The organism is uncultured Endozoicomonas sp., assembly GCF_947495845.1.
In the GTDB taxonomy this organism is placed as follows: domain Bacteria; phylum Pseudomonadota; class Gammaproteobacteria; order Pseudomonadales; family Endozoicomonadaceae; genus Endozoicomonas.
Window position 1 is genome coordinate 1 of the sequence record NZ_CANMAO010000049.1, and the last position, 16,484, is coordinate 16,484.

General features: G+C 46.5%; 14 protein-coding genes. 7 read left to right on the plus strand and 7 right to left on the minus strand.

Annotated features, from left to right (window positions below):
- Window positions 1–53 precede the first annotated feature (53 nt).
- On the plus strand, window positions 54–1,631 hold the full coding sequence (locus Q1B11_RS19405; protein ID WP_299735512.1) for a hypothetical protein: 1,578 nt from the start codon (window positions 54–56) through the stop codon (window positions 1,629–1,631).
- A gap of 742 nt (window positions 1,632–2,373) precedes the next feature.
- Here the strand turns inward: Q1B11_RS19405 and Q1B11_RS19410 are convergent.
- Entirely contained in the window at window positions 2,374–5,808 is a 3,435-nt protein-coding gene (locus Q1B11_RS19410; RefSeq protein ID WP_299735513.1) for an SbcC/MukB-like Walker B domain-containing protein, read from the minus strand.
- Window positions 5,789–6,403: a DUF4194 domain-containing protein gene (locus Q1B11_RS19415; protein ID WP_299735515.1), complete on the minus strand. Its 615-nt coding sequence runs from the start codon at window positions 6,401–6,403 to the stop codon at window positions 5,789–5,791. Before Q1B11_RS19415 ends, Q1B11_RS19410 begins: the two co-directional genes overlap by 20 nt.
- Window positions 6,404–6,827: 424 nt before the next feature.
- Here Q1B11_RS19415 and Q1B11_RS19420 point away from each other — a divergent pair, with 424 nt between their 5' ends.
- The 3 genes from Q1B11_RS19420 (at window position 6,828) to Q1B11_RS19430 (ending at window position 9,435) form a co-directional block, all read left to right on the plus strand.
- Window positions 6,828–8,129, plus strand: coding sequence for an ATP-binding protein (locus Q1B11_RS19420; protein WP_299735517.1), 1,302 nt, complete (start codon window positions 6,828–6,830; stop codon window positions 8,127–8,129).
- Window positions 8,130–8,865: 736 nt separating this feature from the next.
- Window positions 8,866–9,126 carry a type II toxin-antitoxin system Phd/YefM family antitoxin gene (locus Q1B11_RS19425; RefSeq protein WP_299735519.1) on the plus strand — a complete coding sequence of 87 codons (261 nt, stop codon included), beginning with the start codon at window positions 8,866–8,868 and terminating at the stop codon, window positions 9,124–9,126.
- 120 nt (window positions 9,127–9,246) lie between these two features.
- The gene (locus tag Q1B11_RS19430) at window positions 9,247–9,435 is read left to right on the plus strand and encodes a type II toxin-antitoxin system RelE/ParE family toxin (protein ID WP_299735521.1); all 189 of its coding nucleotides are present in this window, start codon (window positions 9,247–9,249) and stop codon (window positions 9,433–9,435) included.
- A gap of 86 nt (window positions 9,436–9,521) precedes the next feature.
- On the opposite strand, the gene Q1B11_RS20490 is transcribed toward Q1B11_RS19430, so the two are convergent.
- Window positions 9,522–9,614 carry a hypothetical protein gene (locus tag Q1B11_RS20490; protein WP_366139493.1) on the minus strand — a complete coding sequence of 31 codons (93 nt, stop codon included), beginning with the start codon at window positions 9,612–9,614 and terminating at the stop codon, window positions 9,522–9,524.
- A gap of 408 nt (window positions 9,615–10,022) precedes the next feature.
- Between Q1B11_RS20490 and Q1B11_RS19435 the strand changes: the two genes are divergently transcribed.
- Entirely contained in the window at window positions 10,023–10,415 is a 393-nt protein-coding gene (locus tag Q1B11_RS19435; RefSeq protein ID WP_299735523.1) for a hypothetical protein, read from the plus strand.
- A gap of 100 nt (window positions 10,416–10,515) precedes the next feature.
- Here Q1B11_RS19435 and Q1B11_RS19440 read toward each other — a convergent pair whose 3' ends face one another.
- From Q1B11_RS19440 to Q1B11_RS19450, 3 genes are all read right to left on the minus strand, one after another.
- Window positions 10,516–11,994, minus strand: a complete 1,479-nt coding sequence (locus Q1B11_RS19440; RefSeq protein ID WP_299735525.1) for a DUF3375 domain-containing protein — start codon at window positions 11,992–11,994, stop codon at window positions 10,516–10,518.
- Between the two features lie 263 nt (window positions 11,995–12,257).
- Window positions 12,258–12,731: a HipA N-terminal domain-containing protein gene (locus tag Q1B11_RS19445; protein WP_299735527.1), complete on the minus strand. Its 474-nt coding sequence runs from the start codon at window positions 12,729–12,731 to the stop codon at window positions 12,258–12,260.
- A complete protein-coding gene (locus Q1B11_RS19450) occupies window positions 12,728–13,072 on the minus strand; it encodes a helix-turn-helix transcriptional regulator (protein ID WP_299735529.1) in 345 nt (114 codons plus the stop codon). Before Q1B11_RS19450 ends, Q1B11_RS19445 begins: the two co-directional genes overlap by 4 nt.
- A gap of 248 nt (window positions 13,073–13,320) precedes the next feature.
- Here Q1B11_RS19450 and Q1B11_RS19455 point away from each other — a divergent pair, with 248 nt between their 5' ends.
- On the plus strand, window positions 13,321–13,629 hold the full coding sequence (locus tag Q1B11_RS19455) for a hypothetical protein (RefSeq protein WP_299735531.1): 309 nt from the start codon (window positions 13,321–13,323) through the stop codon (window positions 13,627–13,629).
- Window positions 13,630–13,903: 274 nt separating this feature from the next.
- Window positions 13,904–14,125, plus strand: a complete 222-nt coding sequence (locus tag Q1B11_RS20495) for a KTSC domain-containing protein (RefSeq protein ID WP_366139494.1) — start codon at window positions 13,904–13,906, stop codon at window positions 14,123–14,125.
- A 277-nt stretch (window positions 14,126–14,402) separates the two neighbouring features.
- Here the strand turns inward: Q1B11_RS20495 and Q1B11_RS19460 are convergent.
- Window positions 14,403–16,484: hypothetical protein (locus Q1B11_RS19460; protein WP_299735533.1), on the minus strand; the 2,082-nt coding region annotated here is incomplete at its 5' end.

Sequence of the window (16,484 nt, forward strand, 5' to 3'; positions counted from 1 at the left end):
ATCTCACGGCCTGAATAAATGCCTGATGGGACAATCTCTAGAATCCAGCTTTAATGAATGAGCAGCGGGAATCGCTGGCCGCTCCTACACGCAATGTTGAGATAAAATATAAAGGTTTGCTGAAGAGTATTAACGATAATGGTTACATTTACGACAATGGAATTAATGGAAATACTGCCTCATTAGCTGGATTTGTTGATGAAATGCGTTTCTTGACTAGCTTTGATAGTAATACAGATTGGCGTATAAATAACAATTTGAGTTACCCGCTGCCAACCTCGAATAATTCATGTGACCAAACTGCTAGTTCAGAAAGAAGTGAAAGCAGTGGCTGGAGTATTGGTGGTTCAGCAAGCAGTGAAAAAGGTGCAAGTGCTGAAGGTCCTTCGAGCACGATGGGTATCAGCGTAAGTGGTGGATTTAGTTCAGATACTAGCATATCGGGAAGTACCTCAATTACATGTAATAATGATTTATTTGAAGTGAAAAATGGTTTACAAGATATCTACAGTAATTATTATGATGAGTTGCTTGATAAAGGTAAAAAAACGTTATATTCAGCTTTAAAATTAAATCGTATTGGTGATGAGGAAGAAACGCATTACCAGAGCCCACAAACATCATATAATGTGGGTGTTCGATCTACTGATGACCTAGTTAACAATATCATTGCCTTTCAAAAATCACTCGATGAAGAAAATCGTGCACGAACTCCTGAACACAGTACTTATTATGAAGCAGTATTTCCAATTACTAGCCATGATAAACATAAACCATTTTATAATAACCCAGGCAAAATACTACCAGAAGAGATTCGTGATGGCATTGAGCATAACGCAATGTTGACTTATTTTCAGCCATACTACCCAGAATCTAATCGCTATGAAACTATTAGGCCGCGCATTGAAACATGGTACAATCCAGGTTATGTAGCACCATACTTGAGATACTATGGACACACTTTTGGCTTAGCCCCAATAATAAATGAAGAGCAAACTAAAAAAGTGGTTTTTTCTTTGCCATCAATAAAGATAGATTGGCTAGATCAACGTCTTATGTCGGTAAAAACTTTGGGCGTGGAAAGTGTAACTGGATCTAACAAGTACATCTCTCGAGAAAGTGATGGGGGGTTTGCAGTCAAGGATATTCCTTACAACACAACAGATTTTGCTCAACCCTTCCCTATTACGGAACAAAGTCACGTGTTCTATATGACTAACTTGGTTCAAGGTGATCCAAACGATAAATTCCAAGGTTTCGAAATTAATACCTACCACAATGATTCCAATGGAATACTTCTAAAGCAGTGTCTAGGTGTAACTGATGAGAAACAACCAGTATTGATGGATTGTGGTTTAACAGGAAGATCAAGCAGAACAGTATGGCGCTATTTAACTACATCATATATTGATATAACGGCTCCAGCTTATGACCGTAGCGACTTCACTATTTGTTTGAGGGATAAAATAGATGGCGAAACAAATGAATGCCTAAGTGTACTTAATGGCAAACTTGAGATTCACGATTATTCGGATACTTATTTTGGTGAAACTAACTTTCAGTGGAACTTAGTTGATTTGGCGTCGAGAAAGATTAACTATCGTAATTATTACAACCAAGATCCTCAGTAACGCTGGAGTAAAGGTAATTACTCGATTCCACAGTTTTTGATCATCATCTTCCAATGACTCACCCGGATCTGGTGAGTCAACCACTGCTCTGATGGTTGCTATCATCGCTTCCATCTTAAGACGCTCGACCAGACCGGGCAACCTGGACTTTTTGTTGCTAAGCCGGACGAACTGCTCTGGGTACAATAACAACAGGTGGTCGCACAACAAACCCAGAGTCACGCCTCGCTGAGATCCTTCTTTACCTTGATGCTTAGATAACCTGTTCCAGCCCCCATGAGCTTCCAGCCCTGAATAACAACCTCAACCAACCACCTTAATGTGTATAGCTTGGCTATATCAGAGTGACGCCATGACAGATCTGAAGCAACCAGATAGTGGTACTCGGTGAGCGGTAATTATTACCCACCTGTTTTCAGGCGCGCTTTTGATTCCAGGGAAACAGCTTTTCTATATCTTCAACCGATTTCGCTCTCGGCAAGTCGGTAAAAACAGTTTTCAGATACCCGCAAGACCACAAGCTTTTGCTGTTTCTACAATGCTGTAGCTATTAATGGTCTGACTATAGACCGATTTATCGATGATGAGAGGTTTAGCGTTTTCATCTAAATGCAGCAGCGCTTAGGGTAGAGGTGAAAAAAATACCGACGTTCGCACTGAGTTTGTCGAAGTGCATTGCTACCAACCTTCGACAAGCCCACGGTGAACCAATCGTTTGGTATTTTTCTAACGGCCTCTACCCTTAGACCGAAGTTATTTCTACTTTATTGGTGACTGATACAACTTGCTGCTGACGCTCAAGCTCCTGCTGCTTTTCCTCACGATATTGTTCAATGGTTAGATTACGCAGCATAGAATGGTTGCCGCCCTGGTTATGAACAAAGTGTACAGAGTTGACATAATCTTCGATCACATGAATTTTCTGCAACGGCGTCACGATCAACAGTTGCAGATTCAGCTTGCGGAACAGCTCCAGCCCGTAACGTGCTGATTCGTCAGAACCTCGCCCGAAGGCTTCGTCAATCATCACAAATCGGAAGGAGCGGGAACGGTTTTCGCCCCACTCAAGTCCAAGCTGATAAGCCAATGCTGCGGCAAGAATGGTGTAAGCCAGCTTCTCTTTTTGGCCACCAGATTTTCCTCCTGCATCGGAATAAAACTCTTTCTCGGAGTCGTCTTCCCGGTAGCGTTCGGAAGCATTGAACAGGAACCAGTTGCGTACATCGGTGACTTTGCGGGTCCACCGTTTATCCAGTTCACTCTGTCCTTCCCGACCATTAAACCGTTCCACAATGGTTTTTACTTGCAGGAATTTGTTTTCGGCATAGGCATCATCAGTGCTATCTGCTGACAGTGTTTCTCCAAGGCAGTTACGCAGGTCGATTTTAAACTGGTTGATTTCCGGATCACGGTGGTTATCTGCTACCAGTCGTATATAAGTGCCTTCGCTGTAGTCGATGGCGGCCAGAGAGCGGTTGATGGTGGCGATTTTATCCCGAATGGTTTGCTGCTGATGGTCCAGCCAATTCTGGAACATGGCCATATTGTGAATGGTGCCTTCATTGAGCATCTGCTTGAAGCGCTGTTCATGGCGGGGCAGATCTTCCCCTTGCAGGGTATCGAGCATGGCAGAGAATTCAGAGACTGATCCCATGGAGGCATCGACTTCCCGAGTCTCTTGAGGGTAGGCGTTTTTGTAATTGGCCATTTGCCCAGTGATTCGCGCCGACAGTTCCCGGGATTTTCGCTCCTGCCCATCCAGCCGATCCTGCAACCATTTGCGCATGGTGACCTGACCACTGTCGCAGCTTTCAATGGTGATTTTTTTATCACCCAGCGCATCCTGCTCCATTTCTTCCAGAATGGGAAAGCTCAGCTCCCGCTGGGTTTCCGGTAATTCCTCAAGCTGCTTTTCCGATTGTGTCAGCAGCTTTCGATCCTGCTTTAGCTTTTCTTCCGCAGTGCCGGATTCACGGGAAAGTTTTCGTTCCTGTCCTTCTTTTTCCAGCGTCAGAGCTTCGCTTCGTTCCAGCCTTTCCCGCAGGGTTCGAAGAATATCGGAGCCGGTTTCCAGCTGCTGTTTTTCTTGTTCAAGCGATTCCATCTGGACGGCTAGCGGTTGCCAGTGGATATCGGCGAAGTTGGCGAATGTCAGTAGCAGTTCAAACTGCAACTGTCGTTGGTTTAGCTGTTTCACCTGTTGACTGAATCGGACTTGAGCGGAGGCGGATTCTTGAATCTGACTTTCCAGCTGTTTTCGGGTGGCTTCCAGAGTGAAGATTTTTTCCCGGTTGCTCCAGCCCAGTACAAAGCGAGAACGATCATCAATACGGAATCGGTCGTCTTTTTCGTGGCGACTGCCACCGCTTTTCAGTTGCCCTGAAGCGGTGATGGCGCGAGTCTCACGACGGAATTCGTCCATCTTTTCGCAGCAGGTATAATCAAAACGTTGCGCCAGTTCCTGCTCCAGCCAACTGTAAAACAGGCTGTCGGTTTTGATGGAAATTTTCCGACAGAGGGAACGTGGGTCAACGCTGTCAATGGTCGTGCGCGCAGGCTGACGAATCCGATAATAGACGAGCCGACCTTTGAGATGAGTCTGATCCACATAGTCAGCCACTGCCTGATAATGTTCATCGGGCACCAGCAAGCTCAAAGCAAAGTTATGCAGCACTCGCTCAACCGCGCCTTCCCACAATTTATCTTCTTCACGAACTTGCAATAGTTCACCGGCAAAAGGCAGTGCGGATTCCGGCAATTGCAGATGTTCGCTCAAAGCCTGGCGAATGCTCAGGTTGCGGCTGGGAATATTGGACTGCCGACTTTTAAGAGAAGTAATCTCTTCCTCTAACTCGGTATGCTGGCTACGCAATGCCTGCAATTGAACCGCATGTTCTACCTGCCGGTTTTGCAGATCGGCCTGATCTTTTTCCAGAGATTTCAGGCCTTGTTTTGCCTGCTGTCGATTGTGGAAAAAACCATCATCGTCTACCGGCTCCGGTAGCTCCAGATGACGACAAATGCCGAGGTAGTCATCACAGGCTTTGGCGATACGGCTGCGTTCCCTATTAAGCCGTTCCAGTTCAGTTTTTAACTCTGACAGCCGCTGGCCGCCGTTCTGATCGATGGCTCGTTCCAATTCCCGGCTGGTGGTTCGGAGAACTTCTATAGCCAGTCGCAGCTCTTGCAGGCGGGCTTCGAGCTTTTGCTGTTCCTGATCCCGACGCTCAATTCGCTGGGTTAACAGCGTGATTTTCTTATGGGCAAAAAAACCGTACAGCGCTTCACGACAGTGGCGCAGGTTAGTGATAGCCGATTCGATGGTGTCATACTGATCGCAGTTGGCAATCAATGGCGCCAGCAGATCAATTTGCTGGCGAGCTTTTAGTACCGCTTCGTGGGCTCGGTTCAGGTTATCAAATTGACGACTTAACTCGTTTACTTTCTCCTGGGCATCGGTGCTTTCCAGCATGTGGTTGCGGACAAATTCTGTCAGGTTACCCACAGATTTCATGGAAACGGTTTGATAAAGCAACTCCAGAGCCTGATCGTTTTCGATGCCCATTTGCCGGCGGAATTCCGCCTGATACTGACTAAAACTGTCGAGCAGTTTGACCTGATCCAGCCGTTTCAGTTTCTTTTTCAGGTCGCTGATATCGCTGCCAAAGCCACTGAATTGTTTGGCAATAGACAACGGTTTTCGGGCAACAATATAAAACCGTTCTGGTGTATTGCTGTTATCCCGACTCCAGAATACCTGGGCGAGAGTGATGGTCTGATCAAACCCTTCATTAACAAAGCGAGCCAGCAACACGCTGTAGCTGTTGTGGTCCCGCAAGGCGACTGCTTTGGCGCTTAGGGTGTCGTCGTCTTTGGCACTTTTATAGTAACCGCGCACATAGGAAGTGAGGTTGCGCTCTTTGGTTTCTGCGCCGGCGGCTTTGTTGTAGGTGATTTTCTGGCTGGGCACCAGCAGTGTAGTGAGGCCGTCCACCAGGGTTGATTTACCGGAGCCGATATCGCCGGTGAGCAGGCTGTTATCGCCACCGGGATTGGCTACCCAGATTTTTTTATGGAAGGTGCCCCAGTTAAGCACTTCCAGTGCAGACAAACGAAATCCCGCACGAGCTGGTTCTTCAGCGTTAGCCTCAGAAAAATCAAACGAGTGTGTCTGCATGATCCCGGTATACCTTCAATTTGTCGTTAAAATCCGCGAGCCAATCGGCATCCACCAATGCTTTGATGATTCGTCGCACCTCCCAGGCCGGTGGATTACCCGCCAGTTTTTTCAGGAAGCCAAACTCTGACACCTTGTTGATATGGGTATCGATCTGATCAAACAGACGAGCTTCGTTGGCGCGATCGGGCAAAAAGACCCGCATCATCTCGACGATCTGTTCCCGGGTGAGAATCAGGCGGGTATCGCCGCCGGAGGCATCCTGCTCCACCATTTTTTTACGCAGCAACACACAGAGTAGGCTGACCGGAAAACTTAAAGGTCGACGGGCCACCAGTCGGGGCATTTTGGTTTGTTCGGGAGCATCTTCGGCATCATCATCCAATTGGCGCAGAAAAGCATAACCCTCCGCTTCGTCCAGAATCAGATCCAGCCCCATGATCCGCACATAATCCAGTACCGGCCCATGGAGTTCTTCCAGCTGTTGCCACACGGCCGGATTCTGATCCCGGTAAACAACGCCTTTCATTAAATGAACCGCCACCACGCCAAGACTGGCGTTGTCGGGTGCGGAGTTTGGGTTTTCATTTTTCATTGTGGGTGGTCGCTGTTATTGGGTTCTGCATTATCGGACAGTGGTGTTCACAAGCTATTTACTGCGATCAAGTAAAGTGTATTGGCAATAATATCAGGGTTTCTGGCGGGTGAAGGGGATATTCTGATATGAACTTTTGATGATTGATCTTTTGCCCAAAATTTCTGGATGAAAAGTACTATGAATCCAAGGCTCATCAAAACACTCCGATGATATAGGTTCTACTTTATTTGGGAAGAGATTTGCGCTGTGCGAGACCTTTTGCAGATCTATGATTAGGTCTTTTGAATAAGGAGGAGCGTGAAGGTTGTCGCCAGAGGCGAAGGTTTACCCATTGAGGTGTTGAGCCGGAATTTGATCCATATTGGTCTTATCTATAATCCATATTGGTCAGGCTTTGAATCTATTTTGGTCAGAATGGTTTATGGAATATATTGCAAGAAAAATAGAGAAAAATCTGCAGGTGTGTCTAAAGGACACGCCTGTGATTATTATTACTGGCCCCCGGCAGTCTGGTAAAACAACTCTGGCTCAGCATTTTCTGGCACAGATGACGGATAGTGCTGAAAATAGTGCAGAAAAAGGCAGTTATCTGACTCTGGATGATGAGAATATTCTTGCTGTCGCTCAACGTGATCCTATTGGGCTCTTGAGACAGCAACGCCGGCCTATGGTGATTGATGAAATTCAGCGAGCGCCAGAACTGATCCGTACTATAAAAATGCTCGTTGATGAAGATCGAAAACCCGGATCGTTTATTCTGACGGGATCAGCGGATTTGATGACCCTGCCCACATTGGCAGACTCCCTGGCTGGCCGGGCTGAGTTTGTGACACTCTACCCCTTTAGCCAGCCTGAGCTGCAGCAGGATTCAACAAAGCAGGCAGGAAAAAACAAAGCTCCAGATCCTTGCTCGGCGCAAGAATCAGACATTATTCAACAACTGCTGTCGGCCGATTTTGTGCCTGAGCATAGGCGTCACTTTGAGTATGATGAGGTGATTGCAGCCATTGTCTGTGGAGGCTATCCGGAAGTATTGCAGCGTTCCGCCAGCCGCCGGAATCGCTGGTACCGTGCTTATACCGATGCCATCATCCGCAGGGATATCAAGGATGTCTTTCAGCTTCAAAAACTGGACGAAATGGGGCAGCTGTTAAAATTGCTGGCATCCATTTCTTCTGAAGCGCTGAATTACGCCAGCCTCGGTAAAGCCGTGCAAATGGACACTAAATCAGTACAGAAGTATGTTTCTGCGCTTGAAAATCTTTATTTGGTTAAACGTATTCCCGCCTGGCATCGGAATGAATTGAAGCGCGCTATTAAACAACCAAAAATTCATTTTGTAGATACAGGATTATTGTGTGCTACCCGAGGTATTAATGAAACTGCAATCAAGGCTGATCGAAACCTGACAGGCGCACTGATGGAAACCTGGATTTGTTCGGAATTATTGAAAGCCATTGCTATCAGTGAAGAAGATTGCCAGCTGTTTCACTATCGAGATAAAAGCCAGAGGAAAGTCGATTTTATTTTGGCTAACAATAATGGTCTTGCTACTGGAATTGAAGTGAAGGCTGGAATGACCATAAAGAAAGACATGTTTGCGGCTCTGGAGGTGCTGATAGAAGCAGGCTCCATTCAGAAGGGGGTCATCGTTTATAACGGAGATAAGGTGTTGCCCTTTGCGGATAAATTAGTCGCAGTACCGGTTGGCTGTCTGTTTTGAGCTTTGTTATGAGAGGGTGGCTTGCAAGCTCGATGCAGAGTGTTGCATCAGGCATCTCTGGGACATACCCTTTTGATAGCCATAGTAAATTTACTAGGGGCTGCGCTAATAAGTGGGAAGTGCATTTAAGCAAGGCCATGCTGCACTTAAAAACAAGGATGAAATGCACATTAACGGACTTAAGCCGTGCCCAGGATATCTTCTGCAAGGAAACTTCCGAGGGTTCCAATCCCTGAGAGCGGAATACAAGTCAATTGTTGTCAGAGCCCCACCTGCTCAAATTTTCAAAAACTGACCATCACCCCTGATCCTGATAAAACAAGACGAAATTCTGGCGATAATTACCGCATAAGTGGCTCACTGGAAAACAAGATTCTTCGCTGCACTATTTGTAGTGATTCGGTGGTTCTCAAATCGAACCATGCCACCTATCGAGAATATCGACGCCTTCGTCACGACCTTGATCGAGCTGGGTACACCTTTTGCACTCGTGAATCTTATGCAAGCCGTGACAACGATAGTTCCAACCATAAAACGTATGAAAGTACCAGTATAAAGTCTGGCATAAACAAACTATATGATATTCTATATATATCAATAGGTTGTGATGAGTTCTCGTAATTGTGTCGATCTGTCATTTGAAATGGTTTCGAAGTTTATTAGTAAATATTTTCAGTCAGATCGATTGAATAGGTTATAATGAACGAATCGAACGATTAAGAAAGGAGTTTTAACCATGCGCACCCTCACGGCCAATGAGGCAAAAACCCATTTTGGCGATATGCTGTTGAAAGTGCAGCGTAACCCGATCCAGATCAACAAGAACGGTAAGCCGGTGGCAGTGATTATCTCGGCGGATGAATACAGGGACATCGAGGCGCTCAAACTGCAAGTACTGCAATCCAGAGCCGCTCAAGCCAGGGCTGATATCGCAACGGGTAACCTGGTCGATGGCGACACTTTTTTTGATGAGCTTGAAGCGGGTCAACACGACTAATGCCAGCTTACTGTCTGACCCCGGATGCGCAGTCCGATCTGCTCAATATCCAGCGGTTTACGGTAGAGCAATGGGGGGGCTTCCCAGTCCCTGAAATATCTGACAGAACTGCGAGCATCCATGGAACTGATTGCTGAAACGCCAGCCTTGGGCAAGGGGCGGTCAGATGTAGGGCTGGATGTTTTGAGCTTTCCACAAGGAAGTCATGTGATTTATTACGTGGTGCATGAGCAGCAAATAATCGTATTCGGGGTGCTGCATAAGCGGATGGTGCCACTCAATCACCTGGCCGAACGGCGGAAGGAATAATGGTTGCTGCTGGTAAGGCAGACTAGCGGAAATGGTTTAAGTAGATTTGAGTGTCTAGCTGAATCGAGTTGGGATTGTTTTCTGGCTTATTTAAATTGATATGCGCCATATTGAGCGAGGGCACCACCCAAGCTATGCCCAGTGAAGGCGACTGAAGATCCGTCACCTGTATTGTTCAAAATTGTTCTAAAACAACAGAATCAAGCCTTGGAATTCGGTATTTGTACGCAAGCGTCCCTCATTGAGTAGCTGAGGCGCCTTTTCGATAGCCGAAATATCAAAAATAAATATCATTAAAACAGTGGGTAACTGCTCAGAATTTGTAGGCGAATTTCTCAGTCAATTGGCTACAGCCCAGTAATTTCAAGGATAACTTTCCAAAAAAAGCACTTTTGCCTACAAAATATGAGCAGTTACAACAGCGGCTTATAATAATACGACGTAATTTTTGTAAATTTATCCTCCACCTGTCTTATACCCACTTTTTAGAGCAGCGCCTAGGTAAATTTATGCACAAGTGATGAAGCCACCCCACAATAGGATTGCATGCCTGCTTATCACACTAACTCTTACCGGGAATCTGTATTGTGAATTACCTTACTGAAGAAGATTACGTTCTTGATCTGATCGAGCGACTCACTCCATATCTGCCAATGGTTGCTCATCCGGGCAAAGGGTTGATCGCCAGTTACCGTCACAGTTCAGCGGATCAGCCAAAGATCAAATTCAGGAAAGATCATAAGCTGATAGTGACTGCAGCTCACTATCTGGGAGATGAAGGTGGGTTATCTCTGGCCTATGCGTCACCGGTAAGTGGGGATGGCTATGTTATGGTGACCTCAATCACTCACTTGAAACTTGACCCGAAACATCCACTTTATAAAGAGCTACGCACATATCAATTGGCAAGAGTATCAAGACTCCAGAAACGGGGTGGTAGACGTCTGCCATCTAATATCTTTTATGACTCTCTCACATGAATCGTCAACGTCTCCTACACCTTATGACAGGGACTCAATAATAATGACGTGGTCTTCTTTCGACTGTTGAGTGCCCGTCCAATCATAGGATCGGGACTTATCAGCGGGTAAATATCACCGAGGGCATCCAGGCCGATTTTTCGCCGCCGTGATTATCCTGCCAGCCTATGGCTTGATTCTGGTCAGTATTGATCACTGCCCGATCAGATTCTGAAGCAATGTGCAGATAAGCCACCACTTCACTGAGCCCTTTTTTCACCGGATAGAGATCCACCAGTTCCGCAAGGGTTATTTGCGTACGGGTCTGCAGGGCAAAGCGTATCTGGCTTCTTAGTTGCTGTTCATCCACATAATGCTGAGTGTAGAGCGCACTGGTATCCACATTGGCTTCGCCTTCTTCCGGCACTTCATCAATCACTGGCCGCAGAGCGGGCCGAAAAAGGCCACGAGCCATGGGCAGTTCGATTTCCGGTTTGAGCGGAGCCAGAGTTGTGAAGACTTTTTCTGCTGGCGGTGATTGTCGTACGACAATGGCGCTTTGTTCAATCTCTCGAACAATCTCCATAATCCTCCGGTTTTCCAGCCAGGCCTGATCGTCCAGATAGCGCCGCAGCTGTTCAACCAATAGAGCGCAAGTGCTGTTCACTTTCTCACCGGCTTCTAACAGACGGAAGCGAATACCTTCCAGCAGCGTGTCCTGTTCATGATTAGTGGTGTGACTGTGAGGGCTATCAACACTTTGCAGTGATTCGATTTCGGGAAGTTGCAGGACTTTTTGCAGGGTTTCCTGCAGTTCATCCTGGCTAGCGGGTGACATCAGCCAGCTCCAGAAGGCTTTGAAAGATCGCCCCTGGTCCGATTCTGTGATGGCGTCTTGTTCTGAGAAAATGGTGTCCAGCATTTGTCCTTTACCGCTGTTGCTGGTGGTGATTCGCTCTCTTACACCACGGTCCAGAGAGCGAAAGTTTTCCTCTACCTGGCGGAAATCAGACAACAATTGTCTGGCGGTTTCTTCAGCCTGCAGGAATTTTTCTTTCACACGAGTGCTGTCGTGAGGTGTGATATGACCGGCCTGCAATTGAGCGATTTTCCGTTCAATGGCTTGCTTCTCTTGCTCCAGCTGTTGAATACGCAGAGATGGATCGGTTTCGGTTTCGTCGGCGATTTCCCGCAGAAGGCGGAAGATGGTCAACAGTCTGGATTCCGTGCCCACAAACTGCTTCTGCTCAAAGCTGGTAATCCATTCAATCACTTTCTCGGTGGCTGGCGTCAGATCAAACAGCGGCTCATCACCGACACTGGCGGCAGGATAATATTTGCGCAGAAAACCCTGCTCGCCCTTTGCCCAGTCGTTGAGATAGTCTTTGCCTTTTTTTGGGAAGCGTTTTTCCCCGAACGATTCCCGGAGATGGTGCAGGTAGTCATCCAAACGGGTAGCCAGCTCTTCGGCAGCAATAGAGCGCTGATTGGTGGCGATAAACGCGCGATGCAGAAAGCTGATGATCAGCGGCGCACTGTCCGCCTGTAACAAACGCCAGGCAGGATGAGTACGCAGGCCGGAGATGCGATTGAAGTCCATGTTTTGAGTCGGGGCAGTTTGGTTTAAATGATTGGTGATAGTAGCTGGTTGTTAGCTATGCATCCATTCTGAGTCTCTTTCAATATGAAATAAGCCTGAGTTCTCCTTGGTTCATTATTGAGTCGGAGCTCATGCTGTATTTTTATATTTGAAAATCCGGGTGTAATCTTTTCCAGTGCTCAATTAGCCTTGTTTTATGCCCTTCATTCATAGGGAGGTTTTTGATAGCTGGCAGCCACGTTGTCTTTGCCTTATCCATCACATCATCGAGGTGTGGCTTTATGACTCGCCATGGTATGCCAGATTTTTCGGACCGTGACCGGAAATGTGAGTACGGCTCGGGAGATGGTCGATAGAACCGTGTCAGGCACTTCTTCAGGCTTTAGTGGTATAGCGACAATCGCACCGGGCAAATCTTCTCCCAGATATGACAGGATATGGAGTTCATTGTCGATATGCACTTTTAGCCCCTGAGCTACCAGCTCTCGCAGTGATCCCTCTGGTAATAGGTTTGAAAGAGTGGGGTGCAAGCGCTGATTTTTTGCCCAAGGCTCTGCCATCAATGTCGTGGAATGGGGAAATACTGGGTGCGTAATCAGGCTAAAGGTAGAGCGGTGTTCATTATTTCTAAACTCATCAGAAAAACCGAGTACATTTCTACCATTCTGGAATCCAGCAAGATAGCCAACAACTTCCCCGTGGAGTGTTAGCTTGAGGACATTGACGGCGTCATTCACGAACTATCTCCAAGCAGGCCTTGCCATGGATCGTCCGACAGGCTTTTCTTTTTCTTAGGCTGCGATTCGGTATTATCAAGGCATTGAGAATCAGGGTTTTGTTCATCAATTGCGCACTCTTCTAACGCCGCCAAAACAGCACTCCGCTTTTCTTTCGGGATCAGCATGATTTCACTGTTAAGGCCATTAGCAATTAACTCGAGCGTTGCTAACCTTGGATTGCCTTTTGACTCTAGACGCTGATACTGCTGACGTGAAACACCGGTACGTAATAGCATGTCATTTTGCTTCAAACCTAATTCCATGCGTCTTTTCTTGAGTTGATGTAATAGGTTTATCATCTTATTCAGGTCAACTTATAAGTTGCTTATAACAATAAAAAAACATAATAGTTGCTTTTTAAAGCAAGGCAATTAATACGTTTCTTTTGTCAGACTTGAGATGCTTGATGGCAGCATCTGCGATGAAGACGAGGTGCTCTTTGCTTAACACTCGTAACATTCTTAGACCTGACTGACTCCACCGGATGACGGGTTATGGCTGGTACCAGTTATAATGGACATGATTTTGGAGGCATTGAGATATAGCAATGACAACGGCAAAAGATACAGTTTGGGGAATGAGTCCTAATCATGCCATGGCCAGACAACTTGCCGTTCGAGATATTCCTGCGCTGGTTTATGATGCTGTTAATCTGGAAGGCGTAGCGATGACGATGCCAGAAGTTCAAACGCTGTTGGACGGAATTACGGTTGGCGGACATAAAATCAGTGATCAAAATATGGTGTTAAATCAGGCTGATGCCTGGAAGTGCCTGTTTTCGATCGTGTCAGAAAAGACATTTTCATTCTCTAAACGTATTGCACTTGATATACAGGCTATTGCCGATAAAGAGTAAACGACCGGGCAACAGCACCTTCCACTACTCCTTAAACTCTTTCCTGAAAGATTAGTGGCTTTTCGTTGTTTTCTGCATAGAGCAGGAAGCGACCAAAAAAAGTACCGTATCTACCGCAAAAAAATTGAAGCAAAACTATACAACACTTACGACAGACTTAAAGCCAGAAATAAAATCAACAGCCACTTTAGCGGCATGATTATTCATGGTGCAGAAGCAGACAAGAATCCCTGTGAGCCCGCGTTCTGACACCAACACAAAGCAAGGAAAAGCAATGAGACAGCTAACCTTCATAGTTTGCCTTTGTCTTTCCTGCAGTTCTCAAGCCAGTGAATGCTCTGGGAGCTCACCAGAGCTTTCAGTTTATTTTGGCAATGTTGAGCTTACCCGCAACGGGAGCGTGTACCGTTATTACGATGTGCCAGAGACCGTTGACAACAACCTGATCAGTGCAGACTCCGCCGGATGGCATTATAACCAGGCTATTCGCGGATAGTACCCATCTCGTAGGCTGTTCTGATGCCTGATGGAAGCTTCGTCGTTAAACTCGTAGGATTTAGCCGCCACAAAACCCAACGTGGGGAATTATGGCGGAATTGGTATTAGAGACTAGGAGCCTGACCGAGAATAGGTTGCCCTACTGCGGTGGTAGTAAATTGGTCTAAAAACTCTGTTTTGTTCAGCAAATAGCACCACTATTCACTTCACAAAACAGAGTTTTTATCCTCAACTTTCTACCATCCTCGCTACGGGCGCTATTCTCGGTCAGCCTCCTAGCCGAAAAGTTCTTCAAGCCAATCAGGGTTTTCCTGTTCACTATCCGACACATAATCCAGCCCTCCGCTCAGTCCAAGAGGGTCTTTTTTTCTGCATTCAAAGGCTGCACGCCAAGCATTCTGTGTCTGTTGATCCACACTATGTTGGTTGATTTTTTGGAGAACAGCCATTAATTGCGTAGTCCTCATCTCATTGCGATAGGGTGTCAGCAGTTCAAGTTCTGCATTTTCTAATACCGGAAAACGTTCCAGCGCTGACATTGCCGCTTCAAAGTTAGCTTGAGACCCTTGAATGCTACGGTTGGAAACCTGGTTCTCTGGCATTGGCATACTTGCCAAAGGTTGTTGCTGAGGGATTGCTGTTAATACAGGCGTTTTTGTTGCCTCAATCTCTGCCAACTTTGCAGCCACCGCGTTTTTAACGATATCTGGAACAACGTCGTCTTTATTTTCTTTAATAACCGGGCTGAGTGCTCTGCATAAACCGGCAGTTAGCTGGCCGTTGCTGGCATAGTGTTCCAGAGATGACCAGACCGCAGGCTTTAACTGTTTTTTGGAATTGATGAGAGCAATAATCAGAGAAGGTGGCAGCAGAGGTGCTGATTTTTGAGGTTCGGTTTTCCTGCTCTCTTTGGATCTTACTTTCATTTGGGCTAATTTGGCCTCACGCCTAATCGTAAAGTGCTCGCGCCTATCCTGTGGCTTTTCATACCATTGCTCTGTAAATTCCGTCGCCTTGAAAAAGGCGGTCAGCTGTTGCGTTGTCCAGTTCTTTATAACAAAGCCTGTATCCGTGAGAGTAAGCTCTGGATTTTGGAGTGCTATCGTTTCGCCGTCGGCGGGTAAGATGGTGAGCCTTTGATTCTTGAATTGATACTCTGTTTGCTCAAGCTCAATCAGCATCGCCGTTATAAAGTACCAAAGGCGTTTCTTGCCCGTTATGACATAATCACCATCGACAATCACCCCTTCTTTATCCTCTGTTGGCTCTCGCTTTGAAAAGCAGAGATCCGGTATTTCCTCGTATTCCGGTAGATAGTGGTTTGTCAGCAGCATGCCCTCCAGCAACCGTTGCTGAACCGTTACATCAGGAACGTCTTCAGGCGCAGCCTGGTACTTAAGACAATCGTCCATAAATTGCTGCATCTTTTGTGGTTCAAGTACCCGATGTAACCGGTGCCACTGTGAGATGGTGGGCACGGTTTTGAATAGCTCGTCCATCTTATCCACGTATTTTGAGCGGTTATCCCTGGACTGTGGCCAGAGAATTTCCAGTATCATGCGTTTAGATAGTGTGTGCTCAAATCGCTGGTCAAGCTGTTGGCGCAGTGGTTTCAATGCATTCCACTCGCCCTCAGTTGGGGCTGGCTTCAGGTTTCTGCACAGCTCAAGGTATTCCTGCAACTCAGGCTCGGGGAGCTGCGTTAGTGCAAATTTCGCCAGAGACAGTGGCGCAGGAATCGATAACGCCTTGGTGAGGGATACTTCGCAACCCTGTTTTTTCTGATGCATTTCATTCCAAAAGCGGATGCCAGGTCCGCCATGGGTAACCAGTATCGGCCGCAAGGTTTTCAGCACAGTATCAAAAGCCGCTCTACTGTTTCGGGAACGTTTGTTGGCAGCCAGATATTGTTGGACTTCGGTAATTTTCAGATTCCATTTTGTGGGAGCAGAGAGAAACAGCGCAATTTCTTTCATTTGACTTGAGCCTAAAAGATCGCTTTCATTATCACTGTCGTCTCCAACATCCATATCCGTATCCGTATCCGTATCCGTATCCGTATCCGTATCCGTATCCGTATCCGTAGGGTAATCATACGGTCCAAGACATTTTCGGAGTGTGTTTTCATTTTCAGTCAGTTTTTCTACTGTGGGCAAACCAAATCTTGTAAATAGTCGGCAAGCCAATTTTAGTAAATGCGTCTTTTCGTCAGAAGGCAGCCATTGAACAAAGGCTTCCACTTTCGTCTTTTCCGATAAGCCTTTGTGATGACATATGGAGGAAATATTGGTGACCAGTGCCCGGTCGAGCGGTTTGTCCTTAACGTCCTCGTCTTTGCCCGCCTGCCAGCCCTCTTT

Bases quoted from the DNA above. Each gene is read 5' to 3' on its own strand.
- Q1B11_RS19405 (WP_299735512.1), top strand. From the start codon at position 54: ATGAATGAGCAGCGGGAATCGCTGGCCGCTCCTACACGCAATGTTGAG.
- Q1B11_RS19410 (WP_299735513.1), bottom strand. From the start codon at position 5,808: ATGCAGACACACTCGTTTGATTTTTCTGAGGCTAACGCTGAAGAACCA.
- Q1B11_RS19415 (WP_299735515.1), bottom strand. From the start codon at position 6,403: ATGAAAAATGAAAACCCAAACTCCGCACCCGACAACGCCAGTCTTGGC.
- Q1B11_RS19420 (WP_299735517.1), top strand. From the start codon at position 6,828: ATGGAATATATTGCAAGAAAAATAGAGAAAAATCTGCAGGTGTGTCTA.
- Q1B11_RS19425 (WP_299735519.1), top strand. From the start codon at position 8,866: ATGCGCACCCTCACGGCCAATGAGGCAAAAACCCATTTTGGCGATATG.
- Q1B11_RS19430 (WP_299735521.1), top strand. From the start codon at position 9,247: ATGGAACTGATTGCTGAAACGCCAGCCTTGGGCAAGGGGCGGTCAGAT.
- Q1B11_RS19440 (WP_299735525.1), bottom strand. From the start codon at position 11,994: ATGGACTTCAATCGCATCTCCGGCCTGCGTACTCATCCTGCCTGGCGT.
- Q1B11_RS19450 (WP_299735529.1), bottom strand. From the start codon at position 13,072: ATGATAAACCTATTACATCAACTCAAGAAAAGACGCATGGAATTAGGT.
- Q1B11_RS19455 (WP_299735531.1), top strand. From the start codon at position 13,321: ATGACAACGGCAAAAGATACAGTTTGGGGAATGAGTCCTAATCATGCC.
- Q1B11_RS20495 (WP_366139494.1), top strand. From the start codon at position 13,904: ATGAGACAGCTAACCTTCATAGTTTGCCTTTGTCTTTCCTGCAGTTCT.